Origin of the sequence: Acinetobacter larvae (assembly GCF_001704115.1) — a bacterium.
GTDB classification, from domain to species: domain Bacteria; phylum Pseudomonadota; class Gammaproteobacteria; order Pseudomonadales; family Moraxellaceae; genus Acinetobacter; species Acinetobacter larvae.
On the sequence record NZ_CP016895.1, the window covers coordinates 1,663,986 to 1,679,366 of the forward strand.

27 protein-coding genes are annotated in these 15,381 nt (G+C 39.6%); 17 read left to right on the forward strand and 10 right to left on the reverse strand.

From position 1 onward, the window contains the following. Positions 1–3: 3 nt before the first annotated feature. The 6 genes from BFG52_RS07325 to BFG52_RS07350 form a co-directional block, all read right to left on the reverse strand. Entirely contained in the window at positions 4–378 is a 375-nt protein-coding gene (locus BFG52_RS07325; protein WP_067554103.1) for a nucleoside triphosphate pyrophosphohydrolase family protein, read from the reverse strand. Next, positions 375–689: a hypothetical protein gene (locus tag BFG52_RS07330; RefSeq protein ID WP_067554108.1), complete on the reverse strand. Its 315-nt coding sequence runs from the start codon at positions 687–689 to the stop codon at positions 375–377. Before BFG52_RS07330 ends, BFG52_RS07325 begins: the two co-directional genes overlap by 4 nt. Further along, entirely contained in the window at positions 686–1,369 is a 684-nt protein-coding gene (locus BFG52_RS07335) for a 3'-5' exonuclease (RefSeq protein ID WP_067554111.1), read from the reverse strand. The genes BFG52_RS07330 and BFG52_RS07335 overlap by 4 nt, the downstream gene beginning before the upstream one ends. A 72-nt stretch (positions 1,370–1,441) precedes the next feature. Then, positions 1,442–2,170: a hypothetical protein gene (locus BFG52_RS07340; RefSeq protein ID WP_067554114.1), complete on the reverse strand. Its 729-nt coding sequence runs from the start codon at positions 2,168–2,170 to the stop codon at positions 1,442–1,444. A gap of 20 nt (positions 2,171–2,190) precedes the next feature. Then, positions 2,191–2,868 carry a DEAD/DEAH box helicase family protein gene (locus BFG52_RS07345; protein WP_067554117.1) on the reverse strand — a complete coding sequence of 226 codons (678 nt, stop codon included), beginning with the start codon at positions 2,866–2,868 and terminating at the stop codon, positions 2,191–2,193. 38 nt (positions 2,869–2,906) lie between these two features. Beyond that, entirely contained in the window at positions 2,907–3,368 is a 462-nt protein-coding gene (locus BFG52_RS07350; protein ID WP_067554120.1) for a hypothetical protein, read from the reverse strand. Positions 3,369–3,621: 253 nt separating this feature from the next. Between BFG52_RS07350 and BFG52_RS07355 the strand changes: the two genes are divergently transcribed. Further along, entirely contained in the window at positions 3,622–4,659 is a 1,038-nt protein-coding gene (locus tag BFG52_RS07355; protein WP_171257342.1) for a DNA cytosine methyltransferase, read from the forward strand. Here BFG52_RS07355 and BFG52_RS07360 read toward each other — a convergent pair. From BFG52_RS07360 to BFG52_RS07375, 4 genes are all read right to left on the reverse strand, one after another. Next, complete coding sequence (locus tag BFG52_RS07360; protein WP_067554123.1) at positions 4,647–5,381, reverse strand: MAE_28990/MAE_18760 family HEPN-like nuclease; 735 nt, start codon at positions 5,379–5,381, stop codon at positions 4,647–4,649. The genes BFG52_RS07355 and BFG52_RS07360 overlap by 13 nt on opposite strands. 2 nt (positions 5,382–5,383) lie before the next feature. Continuing rightward, entirely contained in the window at positions 5,384–6,436 is a 1,053-nt protein-coding gene (locus BFG52_RS07365; protein WP_067554126.1) for a DUF262 domain-containing protein, read from the reverse strand. A 147-nt stretch (positions 6,437–6,583) separates the two neighbouring features. After that, positions 6,584–6,886: a hypothetical protein gene (locus BFG52_RS07370; RefSeq protein WP_067554129.1), complete on the reverse strand. Its 303-nt coding sequence runs from the start codon at positions 6,884–6,886 to the stop codon at positions 6,584–6,586. 11 nt (positions 6,887–6,897) lie between these two features. Further along, on the reverse strand, positions 6,898–7,566 hold the full coding sequence (locus BFG52_RS07375; RefSeq protein ID WP_067554132.1) for a LexA family protein: 669 nt from the start codon (positions 7,564–7,566) through the stop codon (positions 6,898–6,900). Between the two features lie 74 nt (positions 7,567–7,640). On the opposite strand from BFG52_RS07375, the gene BFG52_RS07380 reads away from it, so the two are divergent. The 16 genes from BFG52_RS07380 (at position 7,641) to BFG52_RS07465 (ending at position 15,328) form a co-directional block, all read left to right on the forward strand. After that, positions 7,641–7,832 (forward strand): Cro/CI family transcriptional regulator, encoded by a 192-nt coding sequence (locus BFG52_RS07380; RefSeq protein WP_067554134.1) that lies wholly within the window; start codon positions 7,641–7,643, stop codon positions 7,830–7,832. 8 nt (positions 7,833–7,840) lie between these two features. Next, the gene (locus BFG52_RS07385) at positions 7,841–8,116 is read left to right on the forward strand and encodes a hypothetical protein (protein ID WP_067554137.1); all 276 of its coding nucleotides are present in this window, start codon (positions 7,841–7,843) and stop codon (positions 8,114–8,116) included. Positions 8,117–8,175: 59 nt separating this feature from the next. After that, positions 8,176–8,436: a hypothetical protein gene (locus BFG52_RS07390; RefSeq protein ID WP_067554140.1), complete on the forward strand. Its 261-nt coding sequence runs from the start codon at positions 8,176–8,178 to the stop codon at positions 8,434–8,436. Next, on the forward strand, positions 8,433–9,266 hold the full coding sequence (locus BFG52_RS07395; RefSeq protein ID WP_067559296.1) for a replication protein: 834 nt from the start codon (positions 8,433–8,435) through the stop codon (positions 9,264–9,266). The genes BFG52_RS07390 and BFG52_RS07395 overlap by 4 nt, the downstream gene beginning before the upstream one ends. Beyond that, on the forward strand, positions 9,254–9,997 hold the full coding sequence (locus BFG52_RS07400; RefSeq protein ID WP_067554143.1) for a hypothetical protein: 744 nt from the start codon (positions 9,254–9,256) through the stop codon (positions 9,995–9,997). Before BFG52_RS07395 ends, BFG52_RS07400 begins: the two co-directional genes overlap by 13 nt. Next, a complete protein-coding gene (locus BFG52_RS07405; protein WP_067554146.1) occupies positions 9,994–10,287 on the forward strand; it encodes a hypothetical protein in 294 nt (97 codons plus the stop codon). The genes BFG52_RS07400 and BFG52_RS07405 overlap by 4 nt, the downstream gene beginning before the upstream one ends. Continuing rightward, entirely contained in the window at positions 10,284–10,547 is a 264-nt protein-coding gene (locus BFG52_RS07410; RefSeq protein ID WP_067554149.1) for a hypothetical protein, read from the forward strand. Before BFG52_RS07405 ends, BFG52_RS07410 begins: the two co-directional genes overlap by 4 nt. Then, positions 10,544–11,116: a hypothetical protein gene (locus tag BFG52_RS07415; protein WP_067554152.1), complete on the forward strand. Its 573-nt coding sequence runs from the start codon at positions 10,544–10,546 to the stop codon at positions 11,114–11,116. Before BFG52_RS07410 ends, BFG52_RS07415 begins: the two co-directional genes overlap by 4 nt. Before the next feature lie 198 nt (positions 11,117–11,314). After that, positions 11,315–11,596 (forward strand): hypothetical protein, encoded by a 282-nt coding sequence (locus BFG52_RS07425; RefSeq protein WP_067554156.1) that lies wholly within the window; start codon positions 11,315–11,317, stop codon positions 11,594–11,596. A gap of 198 nt (positions 11,597–11,794) precedes the next feature. Beyond that, positions 11,795–12,148: a hypothetical protein gene (locus BFG52_RS17270; RefSeq protein WP_228703814.1), complete on the forward strand. Its 354-nt coding sequence runs from the start codon at positions 11,795–11,797 to the stop codon at positions 12,146–12,148. A gap of 96 nt (positions 12,149–12,244) precedes the next feature. After that, positions 12,245–12,466: a hypothetical protein gene (locus tag BFG52_RS07440; protein ID WP_067554162.1), complete on the forward strand. Its 222-nt coding sequence runs from the start codon at positions 12,245–12,247 to the stop codon at positions 12,464–12,466. Next, positions 12,467–12,880, forward strand: a complete 414-nt coding sequence (locus BFG52_RS07445; RefSeq protein WP_067554165.1) for a hypothetical protein — start codon at positions 12,467–12,469, stop codon at positions 12,878–12,880. Positions 12,881–12,882: 2 nt separating this feature from the next. Beyond that, positions 12,883–13,149 (forward strand): hypothetical protein, encoded by a 267-nt coding sequence (locus tag BFG52_RS07450; RefSeq protein ID WP_228703815.1) that lies wholly within the window; start codon positions 12,883–12,885, stop codon positions 13,147–13,149. A gap of 10 nt (positions 13,150–13,159) precedes the next feature. Continuing rightward, positions 13,160–13,651 carry a hypothetical protein gene (locus BFG52_RS07455; protein ID WP_067559305.1) on the forward strand — a complete coding sequence of 164 codons (492 nt, stop codon included), beginning with the start codon at positions 13,160–13,162 and terminating at the stop codon, positions 13,649–13,651. A gap of 77 nt (positions 13,652–13,728) precedes the next feature. Continuing rightward, the gene (locus tag BFG52_RS07460; RefSeq protein ID WP_067554168.1) at positions 13,729–14,634 is read left to right on the forward strand and encodes a hypothetical protein; all 906 of its coding nucleotides are present in this window, start codon (positions 13,729–13,731) and stop codon (positions 14,632–14,634) included. Positions 14,635–15,085: 451 nt separating this feature from the next. Beyond that, on the forward strand, positions 15,086–15,328 hold the full coding sequence (locus BFG52_RS07465; protein WP_067554171.1) for a hypothetical protein: 243 nt from the start codon (positions 15,086–15,088) through the stop codon (positions 15,326–15,328). The last annotated feature ends 53 nt before the right edge of the window (positions 15,329–15,381 follow it).

The window sequence follows — 15,381 nt, forward strand, 5'->3', positions numbered from 1 at the left end:
ACCCTAAAACTTCTTGCCATTTTCTAAAACACGGTTTTCAATCTTGTGATCTGCGCGACTTGCATTAAACGCAAGCTTTTCATGTATAGCGCCTTCAAGATCCAGACCAAGACCGCCTGCCATATCACAAATACGAATAACAGCATCAGCAAGCTCTACTTCAAGCATAGGGCGGTGTGGTAGCTTGTCGTCCATCAAGTTTTTACGGTAACCCTCCATGGCTTCACTGATTTCCGAATGCACAAGGCATAGCATTTCAGGAACATTTCGTTTTGCTGGCTCGGTAGCCGTGGATTGAAGTGATTCACCGGTTTGTAGATCAGTCCACCAGCCCGCTTTAACATTTTGTTCATGTATCTTTTTAATTAAGTCTTTCACGCCGCCACTCCTAAATATCCCAACTCACGCACCTTTTGCATATTCCGCTTAGTCTGAAATTCAGCCTTAGCCTTTAATTCACCGATAAAGCCTTTGCCATTTTTCAAATATTGTCTTAAAAACAAATCCAGACGTTCAGCACAATGATCATTAATCACATAGCGCGGCTGTTCTTCCTTGCCATAAAACACCTTGGCAACGGCGCGACCTTTCTTCATCACAACGCAATCCATTTTAATTTGCGCCTCATAACCGCCGTTTTCCATCCATACGAAGAATGGTTGGGCGATGTTTGCTGGTAGAGTTTTCATGCCGCCTCCAATGCTTTACGCAAATACGGATCAATATCTGACTTGCCTAACAACCATGCTTTATAGTCAGCTGGCAGTGATGAGATCGGTAAGCCTTTATGCTTTCCAAAAGTGATAGTGGTCGGGATGCGAGCCACCTCAGAAACGGCGTACAAATCTTCAATAGACTGAATACTCAGCTCTCTAACAATGCTTTTAAGAATAAATCCAGTCATCAAAACATCATGTTTGGCATTATGCGCATTACGCAGTTTTTGTCGTGCCAAGTCGCTGCCGTTCATCAACATGTAGAGTAGGGCACTTAGGTTGTGAGCCTCAGCGCTTGGCCATGCTTTACGAGCCAAAGCCAATGTACAAATAGCTTTTATGTTCGCCGTATCGATACCACAGCGCTGGATAGCAGCAATGTCATAATCAACGTTATGACCAATGATGTACTCAACATCGCCAGGTAATTCAAAAGTCTTATAACTTGGCTTATCTGCAATATCGCTTTCAATGATGTGGTGCACAGCCATAGCGCCGTAAGAGATTGGTTCACCAACGCTATAGAATTCATCAAAACACTGGTCGGCAAACATGGATGCATTGCCATTTTCCAATTGAAAAGGCACGTATGCGATTTCAACTGGAAGACCATTTAAAGAATGTGTTTCTGTATCTAAAATTATTGCTTTCATGTATTTCAACCCCAAAGTAAACCTAGCGATGCTAGAGCCAAGTCAAGCAAGGCTCTAATCTGAAGTAGATGTCTAGAACGGAAGATCATCATCTAAATCTGGTGATTGGCGATTGTTAATAGGTGGTTGATTCTCATAACCTTGCGTATTGCCAAATCCATAATCTGGTTGACCGCCGTAACCTGGTGATGAGTTAGAATACCCATTGCCGCTATTTTGATTTTGCTGTGTGCTATTGCCCTTGCGATCAACAGTAGGATTGAGCATTAGGCGATCTAAAGCTTTTGGAAATAACTCTGCTGTTGTTTTTCGATCAAGTATTTCTTTAGCCATCAGCTTTGTTTTTTCCTGAAATGATGCATAGAAATTCATTTGATGACGTGGTTGGCCAGATTTATTTGTGTAATTTTCACGCTGCAACAAAAGCCCAACCCGTTTACCTTCAGCTTCAGGAGCAACAACACACACTTGAACAACGCGCTGCTTAGACTCAAAGTCATACTTTTCCATTTTTTTATCTGTTGGTGTTAACCCACGGACACCAATACAAGCCAAAAGAGCATTTACTTTATGAGATCCAGATAGTGGCGTGCCATCTGACTTGGTTGTCCAAATAGTAATATTTGCATGTTCCCTAGAATCTGTTTCAAATTCAATCTCAAAGCCTTGGGTGCCAGTATTTGCGGTAATAAACTCCATAGACTTAATTGTTCCGACATATTCACCGCCATTCTCAATTCGGCCGCCCGCATCTGCTTGTTTTGCTGATTCTTGGTCTAAAACAAAAGGTTGATATTGCATTTTAAAATTCCTATTTATGGTTAAGCTGCGTTAGTTTGTTGCTGATCTTGGGTTACAGGTCTGGGGATGTCGTAGTATTCGCAAATGGCTTGATCGACTGCATTTAAGTCGTTATCTACATGCTCTGACTCAAAAAGCCCCATGGGTGATTTAACAGTCGTATTGCCGTTATTTTTGGTCATAAAAACGTACTGTTCATTAATAACAGCGGTTTGTAGGCAGATGGTCACCATGCCCTCTAGCGTAATTTTTTCATCAAGCATCTTGCCGATAGTTTTGATCTTAGTTCGACCGTCCGTTTCTTCGGTATGACTGAGAATGTAGACGCGTTTATGCTCATGTGCTGTGATAGCTGCATTCAATACATCCCACGCATGGCGACCAATTTCCGTGAACTTATCAAAGCCACGCTCGACGCTACGACGCATGAACTCATTAGCCATGACGTATTGAAAGTCATCAATAATGACAATTGGGCGCTTTGTGCCAAGGATTGCTTTAATGATCTCATCGGGTTGATCGCTAACCATGATTGACCCGGTTGGTGTTTCAGGGGTGATGTATTGCCAGCCTTTAGATCTGAATGGTAGTGGCTTTTTGATTGATTGGATTAATAAAACGTGTTTCGGGTTTAGGTGCGCAAGGCTTGTTGATTTTCCTGTGCCTGATTGCCCTAAAATAAATGTTGCTATACTCATTATTCATTACTCACTATTCAGTATTTATTCTTTATTGCTTACGCTTCTACTAGACGGTTTTTCATCATGTAGCCAGCAATCAAAGCATTGATATTGCGATGATCATTAGAATCAGTGAAATCGCTGAATTCAGTACCATCGCGTGTGGTTACTGTATTCACACTAAGCTGGGTCACATCGATAGCAGTGAACTCAGAACCTGGTACGCCGTAACTGTCTGGAACTACTTCAAAGTCGAATGACACGTTCAAAACAAAGTCATCGAGCAGAATATTCGCCGTGCCAGAGTTGTCACCAGTTAAGATAAGGGACTGTAATTCGTAGGTAGAGGGGGCATTCGTTGGAATAGCGGCTGGTGCTTGCACAGCATTAGTATTGAAAGCTGTTAAGCCAACGAGGCTTAAAGAGCTGACAAGTAATAGAGTACTTAATGGTCGACGGCGTACAAGAGTTGTAACACCCGATAAACCGGGATTGAAAGAAATGGGTTTTGCGTTCATAATCCACCTGTTGTTAGAAAAAGCCCCGCGTCCGTCCAAAGAGTGGGGCTTTTTGTTGTTTGATGGATATAAATATAAGAAATCTTAGTTTTATTGTCAATAAGAAATCTTATTTTATTTAAGTTAACTTATTTTTTGTGTTTTAATAGACAAAAGAAAACCCGCACGGGGCGGGTAAACAAAAGCGATTCCATCCTCAATGTTTTAAGAAAAACAAGGTATGATATGCTTAAGCAGAGGTGTATGTTGGATTATGAAAATAGAAGCTGTTGATCTGTTCTGTGGGGTGGGTGGACTAACCGCAGGGTTACTAAAGTCTGGAATCCAAGTTAAAGCTGGTTATGATATTGAGCTAGCTTGTCGTCATGCTTACGAATTTAATAATAAGGCTAGGTTTATACATAAGGATGTAGCGGAAGTTACTGGTGATGAAATTAAGCAGTGGTATTCGACTGGTGCAATTCGCTTATTGGCTGGTTGTGCACCGTGCCAGCCTTTTTCTACATATAACAAAGGAAAAGACACTACAACTGATAAAAAATGGCCACTGCTATATCACTTCTCTCGTTTAATTAAAGAAGTTGAACCAGAATTAGTGACGATGGAAAATGTTCCAGATGTTACGAAGCATAAAGTTTATTGTGATTTTATTGATGAGTTAGAAAATCTAGGATATGTAATTACCGCCCAAGAGGTTGCTTGCGTTGATTATGGCGTACCACAAACACGGCGTAGACATGTAGTTTTAGCTTCGAAACTTAGTAAAATTGAACTGGTCAAACCTACTCATAAACAACCAATTACAGTGAGAGAGACAATTTTTGATCTTGAAAATCTAGAAGCAGGCCAAAAATCCAAAAGCGATCCATTACATGTATCTTCTAGACTTAGTGAGATCAATTTAAAGCGTATTAGAGCATCAAAGCCCGGTGGGACTTGGAGGGATTGGCCAGAGGACTTACGCGCAGAATGTCATAAAAAAGTGTCTGGCAGGTTTTACTCTGCTGTGTATGGTCGTATGCATTGGGATCAACCCGCACCGACAATGACTACACTGTGCTATGGATTTGGAAATGGTCGATTTGGACATCCAGAACAAGATCGCGCTATTAGCTTAAGAGAGGCTGCATTATTCCAAACATTTCCCTTAAACTATCAATTCACACCTATTGATAAATCTGTAGTTTTTCATACAATTGGTCGAATGATTGGTAATGCTGTTCCTGTGAGGTTAGGAGAGATAGTAGGATTAAGTATTATTAACTCCTTGCAGACGAATTATGTTGTCTGAGTGGGGGATCTATACCCCTGATAATTGATGTAAGCATCATACTGATCAATGATATAACCTAAATAATCTTTAACTATATCAATTAGTCTTCTAAAATCACTAGCGACATGATTATTCCCACATTCTGTAAATGAAATTGATCCATGGGCTAGTTTATTTCTTATTTCTTTAATCAATCTAATTGGAGCTTTATCATCTCTAAAAGGTTGCATTACTTTTTGTCTTAATGATCCAGATAGTCTAATTTCTACACCAATATTATTACTTAATTTTGATATCTCACTAACATCCCAATTCCCACCACCACCTAATGGAATCTTGATATCAAATGGTTTTAAATTAAGAACCTGCTCAAATAATAATATGGCTTTTTCAAGTCTCTTCTCATTATTTAGTAATTCATACGGAGCAGTAACTGAAGTAACATACAATTTACGCATTTTTTCGGTTAATAAATTTAACTGACCATCAATACCCAAGGTTGCATGCCTCTCAATTGCTTTAATTAGAGAAGAAATAGTAGACTCAATTAAATTATATAGATGAAGGTAGATACTAGAATACAAAATTTTCTGTTGTTCTGGTTGTATCATATAGTTATTATCATTAAAACGTAAGACAGCATTACCAGTACTAATCGCTAGTTCAATGTTATGAACTAACTCAAAATAGCTCTCAATGTCACTAACTCTATCATTAAAAATTGATCGCACCAACTCCATAATTAATCCTCTTCAAGCAATGCATTGCGCATGTAATCAATTCTTCCAGTTAATTTACGTCTTGCATTGGCACCATCTGAGCTAACTTCTTTCTTAAAGTCATTATGATCCAGAATTGAGTTCGTTTTTTGAATATCCACACTTAGATCTGGCTTTTCTTCTAATGCGAAGTGAGAGCCTAATGCTATAGATTCATACCTTGCCCTTGGTGTTGTTTTAGCTCCCGGTGTTTTTCTAAATCCAAGTTCAAAAGACTTATCTACAAATTCAACCATTCTTTGGAAGCGCTGCTCATATTTGATTTCTAAATTAGGATCTCTATCAAATGCATCATTCATTTTCTTTATATACCTGAATATAAAAGCTGAAACATCATCTTTATACCCATCTAAGCCATCAGAATATGCAAAAAATCTTGTAACTAACTCCTCTGCCTCTCGTTCTTTTTTCTGTTTAGTTGTAATAGGGGCTATTTTTAAAAACAACTCATGTGATGCTAAACGATTAACAAAATTCATAAAATTACCACGGAGAGCACCGCGTCTAATCTCAGCAGGATTAGCAACCTTAGGACCAGTATTAATTCTTTCAAATAGATCTACTCTAGCCTCCATATCGGTTTTCTCTGAAAGAATAATTCCTCTGATAGAGATATTTAATATTTTCCTACGTCGAGATAAAGGGAGATCAAAAAAGGAGGTGCCATTTAGTAAATCTAAACGCTCTAAATCCTCTAGAATTAAGCGCCCTCCTAAATATTCCTCAATAGTTCTCAGTCGTTGTGAACCATCAACGATTTCAAGCTTACCTGTCTTATCATTCATCCAAAAGAACACAAAAGGAATTGGTAGTCCAATTAGAATAGATTCAATAAATTTACTTTTCCTTGGTCCCTCCCATGTAAATTCACGTTGATAATCTGGAACTGTATATTCTTTTTCAGCAACTTTTTGAGCTAAAATTTCAATTGTGTATTCAGACGTATAAAAATCTATTTTTTTTGAATAATTTTGGAGTTGTAGCTCCGCTGCTTTAAGTGTTTCTTCGTCAATCATAATTTCTCCAATAACTTTAATTACTACATATGGTTAATAAACTTATAGGTTACCAAATATATAGTTAAAAATTAATCACACACCCGAACTTTCAAAAGTCCTGCGTCGGGTCGCAGTTAAACGGCCAATAGGTTGGGCTTTTATGATTTATCTCTCAGCATACTTTTCCAAAAACTCATCAATCCAGCCTTGCACCGCCTCACGATTTGTTATGTCAGCCAGCTTCAGGCTAGTGCCTTCTGCTTCGTTAAAACCCTCAATAATGGCTTCAAAGATATTAGCCTCAGCAATGACCTCATTTGCCATTTCTGCAGCGTCATAGCTCTGTTTGGCTCTTTTAAGTGCTGCAATTTGCTTATCAATTCCATCGCCCATTTTAGCCAATGCCATTTTAAATTCTTGACGATTAATCGTTAGCGCGGTTTTGGATTTATTAAGTGTCGCGATCATTGTGATTTCCTTTAGATTTTTCGATATAAACCAACAACCTTGCCGACAAGTCGACAATCATCGGTCAGTTTAATTATTTGATCAGGCCAATCTGGATTAAGAGGCTGCAAATATTTATTACTACCTTCAATAATTAATTTTTTAAATGTCGCTTCTGTATCACCAGCACATGAAACAATAACAAGATCTCCGCTATGAAGGTCAAAGGTTTGAACATCTGGGTTCACGTAAATTCGATCATCGATTTCAAATTTTGGTGACATTGAGATACCTGTAACAATTAAGCCATATCCATTCTTCCCGCAATCCTTATTAGGTGGCAACCACTCGCAAACCTCAGCATCACTAATGATCGTCTCGGTTGGTGAAAACGACCCTGCGGCAACCCATGAAATAACAGGTATAGGGCGACCTTCAAGTCCGATCTTCTGACTTAGGTTGACGTTATTATCAAAGGCTGGCTTATTGGGTGGTTCTTTACCAGTTAATATGTATTCTGCTGTAACCCCAAAAAGGTTAGCCATTGCTTCCAGAGAGGCGGCTTTAGGTTGGTATCCGTCTTTCTCCCACTCAGTAACTGCGGGCGAACTAACCCCCGCAACCTTCGCTAATTGAGCTTGCGTTAATTTTTTCGATCTTCGAAGGGCCCGAATGCGCTGCCCGATTGTATTAGTGTTCATATAAGTTATCTTACATCTTGTAAAAATAAGATTTCTTTGATTTAATAATAAGAAATCTTATTTAAGGTGATTTTATGACTAAACAGGAAGCTTACAAGCTACTCAATGTTAATGGTGTTGGGTTAGCTCGTCTTTTAGGTATAGAGCCTGCGGCAGTTTACCAATGGCCCAAAGATAAAATTCCAGTTGCTCGCGAATACCAAATACGAGATTTAGCAGTAGGTAAAAAGCCTATTGGCTGCCTAGAACAAATCAAAATCGCATAGGAAACCTCATGAGTTTAGATAAAGAAGATGCCCGCCTGAAACTATCTTCAGATATGAAAGCTAGATTAATCGACATAGCTGCATTTAATGGCATGGATCAAAACAAGCAACTTACCTTGTTAGTGGAAAAGGCGTTGGTGGGTGAGCACCATGCAGTAATTGTTGCACTCGAGCGCATTGAAAGAAATAAGCGGCTGCGGGCACACGAGGGCACGCAAGTGACAAGCTGGTCAAGTCAGGGTGAAGAAGGGCAAAGAGAAAGTTTAAAAGTCGTAGGCAAATAAAAACCGCTCACCAGGGCGAACTGGAAAGCGGTCAGTAATTCAATCTTTGGAGAAAGAATATGAAATCAAATATATCAAAACCAGCCGTAGCAAGCAATGACACGGCGACAGATTACATTGTTGGTGATGTAGTTGTTTATGAGGATGGGATTACTGGCTTGTCCTCTCTTCAAACAATTGAAGCCTACCAGCCAGATGATCATTACTGGCTTGCAGGTGGTCAGTTAGTTCATGTAAGCCATATCCGCCATGCGACCACGGCCGAAATTACAGCACGGCGCCGTCTCAGCGTTTCTTTAGATGGAGTACTTACAGCATGAGTTCTTTCACACCTAACGCATTTCAAGTGCCGAATGCATTTGTTGACGAGGTTTTAGATAAGATCTCCGATGCTGCATGCAAAATGTACCTCGTTATTTGCCGCAAAACACGCGGCTGGAACAAAGAATACGATGCAATCTCCTTGACTCAATTTGAGGAAATCACAGGCAAGTCACGACCAACAGTGATCAAGTGTCTTCGTGAGCTCATTAAGGTTGGTTTAGTCGTGGAATTAAAAAGCACGTTCCACGGAAATACCTACAAACTTGGTGATGAAACAAGCATCGGTTTGGTCGTTAATTTCCCTAGTAAAAATATTTTACTAGATGAAAATCAGGAATCTACTAGTAAAAAATCTTTACCATTGCTAGTAAAAAAATTTAACTACGCTAGTAAAAATATTTTACCTCTGCTAGTAAAAAATTTTTACACACAAACTATCACTATCAATAAACACTCTACAAAGATTAAAAAAATAAATAAAAAAAGTGATGACGTTACTCAACCTAAAAAACCTGTAAGCAAAAATTCTTTTGATGCCAAGTCAATTGATCTTCCAGTGAACGTGAATCGTGATTTGTGGAACCAGTTTGCTGACATGCGTTCTGAAAACAAAAAACCTCTTACTGAAAACGCAGTGAATTTGATTTTGAGGAAACTTGTTGATTTTGGAGACCTAGCCAATCAATCCCTCGAAAACTCAATCATTGGAAATTATCAGGGTGTATTCCAACCAAAACCACAGCTTGCTCAACAACAATCATCACACAGTCGTATGGAAGGCTTTGAGCAACTTCGAAATCAAGGTGGTGACCAATGGCTAATTTAACCACCCCAAATGGTCGCCAGTTGTCGGTGATCGACGTTGCTGAAATCGTGAAGGCAATCACTCCAAGATCGTTTGAAAAAACTTTTGAGGGGATGAAAGAGGTCCATATTGCGACGGCGTTCAAAGTTTGTATCGATGGCTTGAGTTACGAGCAGATTCAAGCAGGTATCGCCGTGGTCCGTGATAACGGTTTTTGCCCAGATCCAGCAATGTTCCGCAAGTGGTGTTTGGGTATTACTGGGTTCGGTTCTGAGCAACAACGTGCCGTAGATTCGTTTAAGGGGAAGCGTGGGGCTTTGGCGAACATTCTCAACTGGCTTAGCTCAAAGGGTCGCACAGAGATAACCAACGCTGAGAAACAGGCTTATGACCGCTGTTACAACATGTTTGCAGATATTCAGTGGGCAAAAGATGTAAATCGCGCCCAGTACTACGCATATGAAGCATTTAAAGATAATTACGTCGACGTGGTTAGAGAACTTGTTGAGCAAGGCATTGCGCAAGATGTATGGGCAAAACCTAAAGCGGTTGAGGGTAAGTCAACACCTGTCATCACAGCAGATAAACCAAAGGGTCTTTTAAAGAATCAAACACCAGAACAGCAAAAAATTTCAGCTCGTACTACTGAGCTTATGGCTAGTGGTCTTGGCTTTGGTGATGCCTTTAAGCAGGCACAAGAGGAGATTACGGGCGCCGTGGGTAGCTTGAATAAGATGGGGGAAGTGGCGTGAAAATATCTCTAAATGATGTTCTAGATTTTGTATGGACCGCAAAACACTCCGACTTGAATGCAATTGCTGATGAGTTAGTGGACGCTGGCTATGAGTTTGAATGCTCAGAATGTGAATCGCATGAATGTGAGGTATGTGATTGCAAAGATGCGATCAGCGAAGAAATGGAAAATTTTATCCGTCGTTTAGCCATGCGATTAAATCAATTTGGTCTAGATGACATGCTTTCTGAATTGGAAATTGAGGCGCGTAGTTTTGGTGTTCAACTCAACTTGAGGACTACAGCATGATCCATCAAAAGCAATTAGAAAGCGCTGCATTGGCGGCGGAAGTTGAAAAGTTTTTGGCGAAGGGTGGGAAGGTTGATGTATTGCCACGCAGTCACTATGTAACTTTCCGCAGTCCTTGCTTTGATAAGTCTAAAAGTGAATTGGCTGCATTGGCTAGGAACCATAAGCGTAAAACTTTTTCGTACTGGTGTGATGAACACGGTATTTGTCTGCACAACACTAAAACTGGGGCTTGTGTGCGTTGTGGAGCTAAATCATGAAGAAACGTAATAAGAAATACAATCCGAATAAATTGGCTAATGCATATCGCGCTCAATCAGCCCAAAAGCATGTACTTGAAATGACATTCAATATTGATGAGGTCAATGGTCGTGTAGATGAATGGCGTGAAGCAAATGGTTTGGTAGATAAAGAATTAACTCCAAAACATGTTGTGTATGGCGTGTATCACGGCGACCTAATTATTTGCCTTAAAAACCTCTTAATTCCACAAGAACAAGAATGGTTTCTAGGTGTTGATTCTCACTACTACAGCATCGAAAAAGATGAAGTTTTAACAATTCCAGCGCAGTTCCAGATGCCGCTTATGAGCTTTGAAGACTTCCGATTTGGTTGCGATGTGAAAGTCGATCGTGGTCATGGTCTTAAAACACGTTGGAGAGGCATTAGCGCCGAGTTAGATGCAATCCTATTGACAGAGGTTCCAGCGGGCTTTGAGCGCGTGCATAGCTATGCATTGATGCGTGTAGAGACGGCTTTCAATAATGCAGCTGACTATCTGTATTTCAAAGAAGCACAAAAGTTAAGAGTTTTGGGAGAAGCAGCATGACTAAGACTGACTTTAAGGTGGGGGATTTGGTTGTAGCAATCAATGGTGATGATCGAGTGTTCACTTTCTCTAGCTACATGACGGACGGCAGAGTTCTTTTGAAGTGTAAACATGGGCGGAGTTACTGCTATTCAAAGCACTGGTTTAGACCTGCCACAGCCGAAGAAGTCGCAGCTAACCGCCGTTTAGGAGTGACCAATGAAAGCGAATGAGTTTGTGAAGAAGTTTGGGTGGGATGCTGTTAGGCAGATAGTGGGTGATTGTGAGCTACTTGGTGACAAGTATTTTATCCATGACAACTCTGAGATATGTGTGTATGACCTAAAACGCCTCGTCGAGTCGCATGAGTTGGTTGATGAATGCGGTGGACTAGAAAAGGCGAAGAACAGGGTCGAACTTGAGGAGAGGCTTCCAAATCCTAATGTGTTTTATGTTCTTGTTGTGAGTAGTGCAATCTCTGATGTGGAGGCTTGTCAGTGAGAATTATATCTGAAAGAACTGTGAAATTTTACATCGTTGAAGATGACTCGAATAGAGATCGGGGTGAGATAGAGTTTTATGAGGTCGAAGCCGTTTCTCCAGAGCATGCAATTGCAAGTAGAAATTTAGGGAATGGTGAATTTCTTGGAACGTATGAGTTGGTCGAGCTAGTCCCTGACGTTATTCGGGAGGCATCGAATGGATAAGTCAATCATTGAGTTTAATAAAAAGTTCGATAAGCAAAAACAAGAGCTTATTGATGGTTTTAAAGCATTAGGTGAAGAAAAAAGACTACCTAAAGCTTTGGCAACAATTGAGGGTGAACAGCCAACATATAAGGATTATTTTAAAGCGGCTTGGCAATCCCGACAGGCTGAGATTGATCAAAAAAATACGCGAATTGCTGAGCTTGAAAGAAGGCTCAATGCGGTTAGGTCTTTAAGTGCTATGAGAGCATCGGTTATTAGGCAGTGGACATGGGAGAGATTAAGTCCAAGGATTAAAAGTGCTATTAAGCGGTTAAATAAAGCAGAGGCATCACATGAAAGATAAAAACATCATTGCACTCGCTCTTATTGCATATCTAGTGCTGTGCGCCGTGGCTAATGGGTCTGAGTCAGTTAATCATGCGGTGGGGTATTTATAAATATGAATACTAATCAAGATCTACAAAGTGAATTCAATGAGCTGCTTGCTTTTAATGAGAAGATTGATCGTGAGCGAAATATGTATCGAGATCAATCAAGGATGTATAGGCAGCGTAATGCTAGCGCTAAATCGCTTGTAGATAGTCATTTTCGGTTCAATAAAGACAATCCCGAGATGACATTGAAAGCTATTCAACGCGCACTTATTGGGACTGGTGATTGAATGATCATCGGCATTGATCCTGATTTAACAAAAAGTGGTGTGGCTATTCTTAGCCCATCACTTGAGCTAAGAAATCTAACATTTGCTGAGGTTGTTAAGTTATTTAGCAGCGAGCAAGCAAACATTAAAAAGGTAGTCATTGAGGCTGGTTGGTTGAACAAGAAAGCCAATCATCACGGCGCCGTAGGACAGCGTAAAAGCGTAGGTGAGCAAATCGCTCGTAGAGTTGGGCTGAATCATGCAACGGGCATGCATCTGGCTGATATGGCTGAAAGCTTGGGGTTAAAAGTAGTGCTGGTTAGACCAACTAGATCGAAAAAGAATGCTGAAGATTTTAAGCGGATTACTGGCTGGACTGGTCGAAGTAATCAGGAAACGAGGGATGCGGCTATGTTGATTTGGGGGATGGTGTAAGCGTGAGTTTGGATAAGGATGCATTGAATTTGGCGTATCGCTGGCAGAAGCAGTTTTTAAAAGGTTGGTTTAAGGACCAGTGGTATGACGCCCTAGATTATCTAGAAGCGACTGCAAAATTCTTCCTGATACTTTTGCGGTTTTTATTTTCACCAATCCTTTTGATTTGGATGCTTTGGCATTTAAAGGGTGTCTATAAGCAGATCGCAAGCGGTGAAGCGAATCGCGAAAAAGTTCGCAAAAAGATTGAGCAGTGTGAAAAGTATTAAGGTGATGGGTATGAATGCGGCGGTGACGATTATGCAAGCGGTTGATTGGTCTAAGTATGATTTACAAGATTGGCTAAAACAGTTTGGCTTGTGGCAAAACTCAGTATTTGTCAGTGGTGGTGGTGAAAACCCAATTTATCAAGCCATGCGCAAGGCTAAGTTAAAGTTATCTGAAAAAGATAGGTGTAAAATAATTGCATATTATTTATGTGACGAAAACTTTAATGATAACGTGAGAGGATCAAGGGCTGTGTGTTTAATTACTGATGATGAAGCACGAGCAGTTCAGCGGTTGGTTTTAGATATAGTAGATTACACAGAAAGTGAAGTTATGCTGGAGTGGATGGATGCGATTATTTGTAGATACTTTAAATTAAGATCATGGTCAGAAATGAAGACCAATCATAGAACGGTTATGGATGCAAAATATGATATTCGGTGTGGCTTAGCTGTTTTACACAACAGAAACCCTCAAATACGCTTTACTAGAGGAAAGATTTAAGTTAACTACTTGTTTATTATCTATAAAGCCCAATTCATATATTAATAGCCGTGTTAGAAAATAGGTGAATTTTAAGTATGACAGATCATCAGAAGCCAATTAAGTTAATTACAAAATATGAAGAAATAACATCTAGACCAAGGTTTATAGAAAAGGCAGTTTTAGATGATAGTGTTAGTGATGGGGTTAAGCTTCAAGATTTGGCTGGATATTATTTGCTGAAGAACAAGGTGAAGTGTGGTATTTCAAGCTGCGGTACTCAGCATCAAAAAGGATATCTAGCTGTCTTGTCAAATGGTAGCGAGATTATTCTTGGTCATAACTGTGGTAAAAAATATTTTGGCATTACGTTTGATGAGAAAGAAAATCAGTATAAGCATCTCAGGGAGAATGTGCGACAGTATGTCTTAATTAAGGAGACGTACGAAAATTTAGAGAGATTAGAGGCTACATATAATTTAGTCATAAATAAATCTGGGCGATTAACTTATGTTGAAATAAAAAATGCGGTGAAGGCATTCCAAGGTGACGCGTTTGATTACTGGATGCGGCAAATCATTGGCAGAGAGGTTTCAGCTTTAGGGGTGATTAAGCGAGAAGAGTTTAAATCTCAGGATGAGATAGATGCTGAAAAGCTGATGAGTAATGGGAGACATAGGAGAATATCTAGTACTCGACGTAAAGTAGTTGCTGAGATAAAAAACTACGATTTAATTGCTAAATGGCATGAAGCTGACAATTTAAGAGATTACTTTTGGAGGATTCATCGTGAAATCAAAAATCCAGACCATATGTCTACAGAACAAGTTAAAAGCCTGAGTAAAAAAATGCGGAACTATGATCAAAATTTAAGGCTATTAAAAGAATTCTGCGAAGGTGGAAATAAACTTTTCACCAAAGACAACCTGCTACAACTAAGAGAGCTGTTTACTAAACATAGTGAAATTTTGAAGGTTGAGAGTTTTGCGGAAAAATTTGCATAATGCTTGACCTTGATCAAGGCACATGGCATATTTATGGCATAGTGACCGAAGTGTAAGTAAGTCACTAGTTAAGAAGCTCGCAGAAATGCGAGCTTTTTTGTTGGAACTTTTTTAGTTTTAACATTGTCGTAAGCCTCAGTTCGTGGCATTAGATTTCCTTGTCTAGCACATCATAGGTGCGTAACGAATTAGACAACTCTAGTGAAGTTTCATGACGACCGCCTGTTCGTGTCGATACAGGCAATTTGCGCCTATAGCTCAGTGGATAGAGCATCTGTTTATCTGGTTCGAAATTTTTTATGACTCGCTAAATCTTGGGTAACATATTATTGATCACCATATGTTATGATTCTCAAAAATATACATACATATAATGATCAAACGTATAACAAATAGTTTGATAAATTGGTGTATTTTGGAAAATCATTTTCGAGATTCAAGGTGATGCTTTATGCATACAAGACATTTAACGTTGAGAAATCAGAAAACCTCTCAAGAAGTATCTTATCATCAATACCTATCTTCACCTGAGGTTCTAGCGTGGTTGGATGATAATAATAAAGAGAGAGTGAGTGATGCTGAGCTGATTAAAGTACTTGATTCTATAACTGGATTTAATCGTGACCCTGTTAATCCAGAAGTAATCGTCAAGATTAATGGTGTGGACCATGATTTAGTTACATTCGGTTATTAGTGTGTCATTACCTTAAGTTGAATAATGACATGAATAAGTGATTAACAAAAACC

What these genes read in the sequence shown, in the direction of transcription:
- BFG52_RS07330 (WP_067554108.1), bottom strand. Translation starts at nt 689, where the DNA reads ATGAAAACTCTACCAGCAAACATCGCCCAACCATTCTTCGTATGGATG.
- BFG52_RS07335 (WP_067554111.1), bottom strand. Translation starts at nt 1,369, where the DNA reads ATGAAAGCAATAATTTTAGATACAGAAACACATTCTTTAAATGGTCTT.
- BFG52_RS07340 (WP_067554114.1), bottom strand. Translation starts at nt 2,170, where the DNA reads ATGCAATATCAACCTTTTGTTTTAGACCAAGAATCAGCAAAACAAGCA.
- BFG52_RS07345 (WP_067554117.1), bottom strand. Translation starts at nt 2,868, where the DNA reads ATGAGTATAGCAACATTTATTTTAGGGCAATCAGGCACAGGAAAATCA.
- BFG52_RS07350 (WP_067554120.1), bottom strand. Translation starts at nt 3,368, where the DNA reads ATGAACGCAAAACCCATTTCTTTCAATCCCGGTTTATCGGGTGTTACA.
- BFG52_RS07355 (WP_171257342.1), top strand. Translation starts at nt 3,622, where the DNA reads ATGAAAATAGAAGCTGTTGATCTGTTCTGTGGGGTGGGTGGACTAACC.
- BFG52_RS07360 (WP_067554123.1), bottom strand. Translation starts at nt 5,381, where the DNA reads ATGGAGTTGGTGCGATCAATTTTTAATGATAGAGTTAGTGACATTGAG.
- BFG52_RS07365 (WP_067554126.1), bottom strand. Translation starts at nt 6,436, where the DNA reads ATGATTGACGAAGAAACACTTAAAGCAGCGGAGCTACAACTCCAAAAT.
- BFG52_RS07370 (WP_067554129.1), bottom strand. Translation starts at nt 6,886, where the DNA reads ATGATCGCGACACTTAATAAATCCAAAACCGCGCTAACGATTAATCGT.
- BFG52_RS07375 (WP_067554132.1), bottom strand. Translation starts at nt 7,566, where the DNA reads ATGAACACTAATACAATCGGGCAGCGCATTCGGGCCCTTCGAAGATCG.
- BFG52_RS07380 (WP_067554134.1), top strand. Translation starts at nt 7,641, where the DNA reads ATGACTAAACAGGAAGCTTACAAGCTACTCAATGTTAATGGTGTTGGG.
- BFG52_RS07385 (WP_067554137.1), top strand. Translation starts at nt 7,841, where the DNA reads ATGAGTTTAGATAAAGAAGATGCCCGCCTGAAACTATCTTCAGATATG.
- BFG52_RS07390 (WP_067554140.1), top strand. Translation starts at nt 8,176, where the DNA reads ATGAAATCAAATATATCAAAACCAGCCGTAGCAAGCAATGACACGGCG.
- BFG52_RS07395 (WP_067559296.1), top strand. Translation starts at nt 8,433, where the DNA reads ATGAGTTCTTTCACACCTAACGCATTTCAAGTGCCGAATGCATTTGTT.
- BFG52_RS07400 (WP_067554143.1), top strand. Translation starts at nt 9,254, where the DNA reads ATGGCTAATTTAACCACCCCAAATGGTCGCCAGTTGTCGGTGATCGAC.
- BFG52_RS07410 (WP_067554149.1), top strand. Translation starts at nt 10,284, where the DNA reads ATGATCCATCAAAAGCAATTAGAAAGCGCTGCATTGGCGGCGGAAGTT.
- BFG52_RS07415 (WP_067554152.1), top strand. Translation starts at nt 10,544, where the DNA reads ATGAAGAAACGTAATAAGAAATACAATCCGAATAAATTGGCTAATGCA.
- BFG52_RS07425 (WP_067554156.1), top strand. Translation starts at nt 11,315, where the DNA reads ATGAAAGCGAATGAGTTTGTGAAGAAGTTTGGGTGGGATGCTGTTAGG.
- BFG52_RS17270 (WP_228703814.1), top strand. Translation starts at nt 11,795, where the DNA reads ATGGATAAGTCAATCATTGAGTTTAATAAAAAGTTCGATAAGCAAAAA.
- BFG52_RS07440 (WP_067554162.1), top strand. Translation starts at nt 12,245, where the DNA reads ATGAATACTAATCAAGATCTACAAAGTGAATTCAATGAGCTGCTTGCT.
- BFG52_RS07445 (WP_067554165.1), top strand. Translation starts at nt 12,467, where the DNA reads ATGATCATCGGCATTGATCCTGATTTAACAAAAAGTGGTGTGGCTATT.
- BFG52_RS07455 (WP_067559305.1), top strand. Translation starts at nt 13,160, where the DNA reads ATGAATGCGGCGGTGACGATTATGCAAGCGGTTGATTGGTCTAAGTAT.
- BFG52_RS07460 (WP_067554168.1), top strand. Translation starts at nt 13,729, where the DNA reads ATGACAGATCATCAGAAGCCAATTAAGTTAATTACAAAATATGAAGAA.
- BFG52_RS07465 (WP_067554171.1), top strand. Translation starts at nt 15,086, where the DNA reads ATGCATACAAGACATTTAACGTTGAGAAATCAGAAAACCTCTCAAGAA.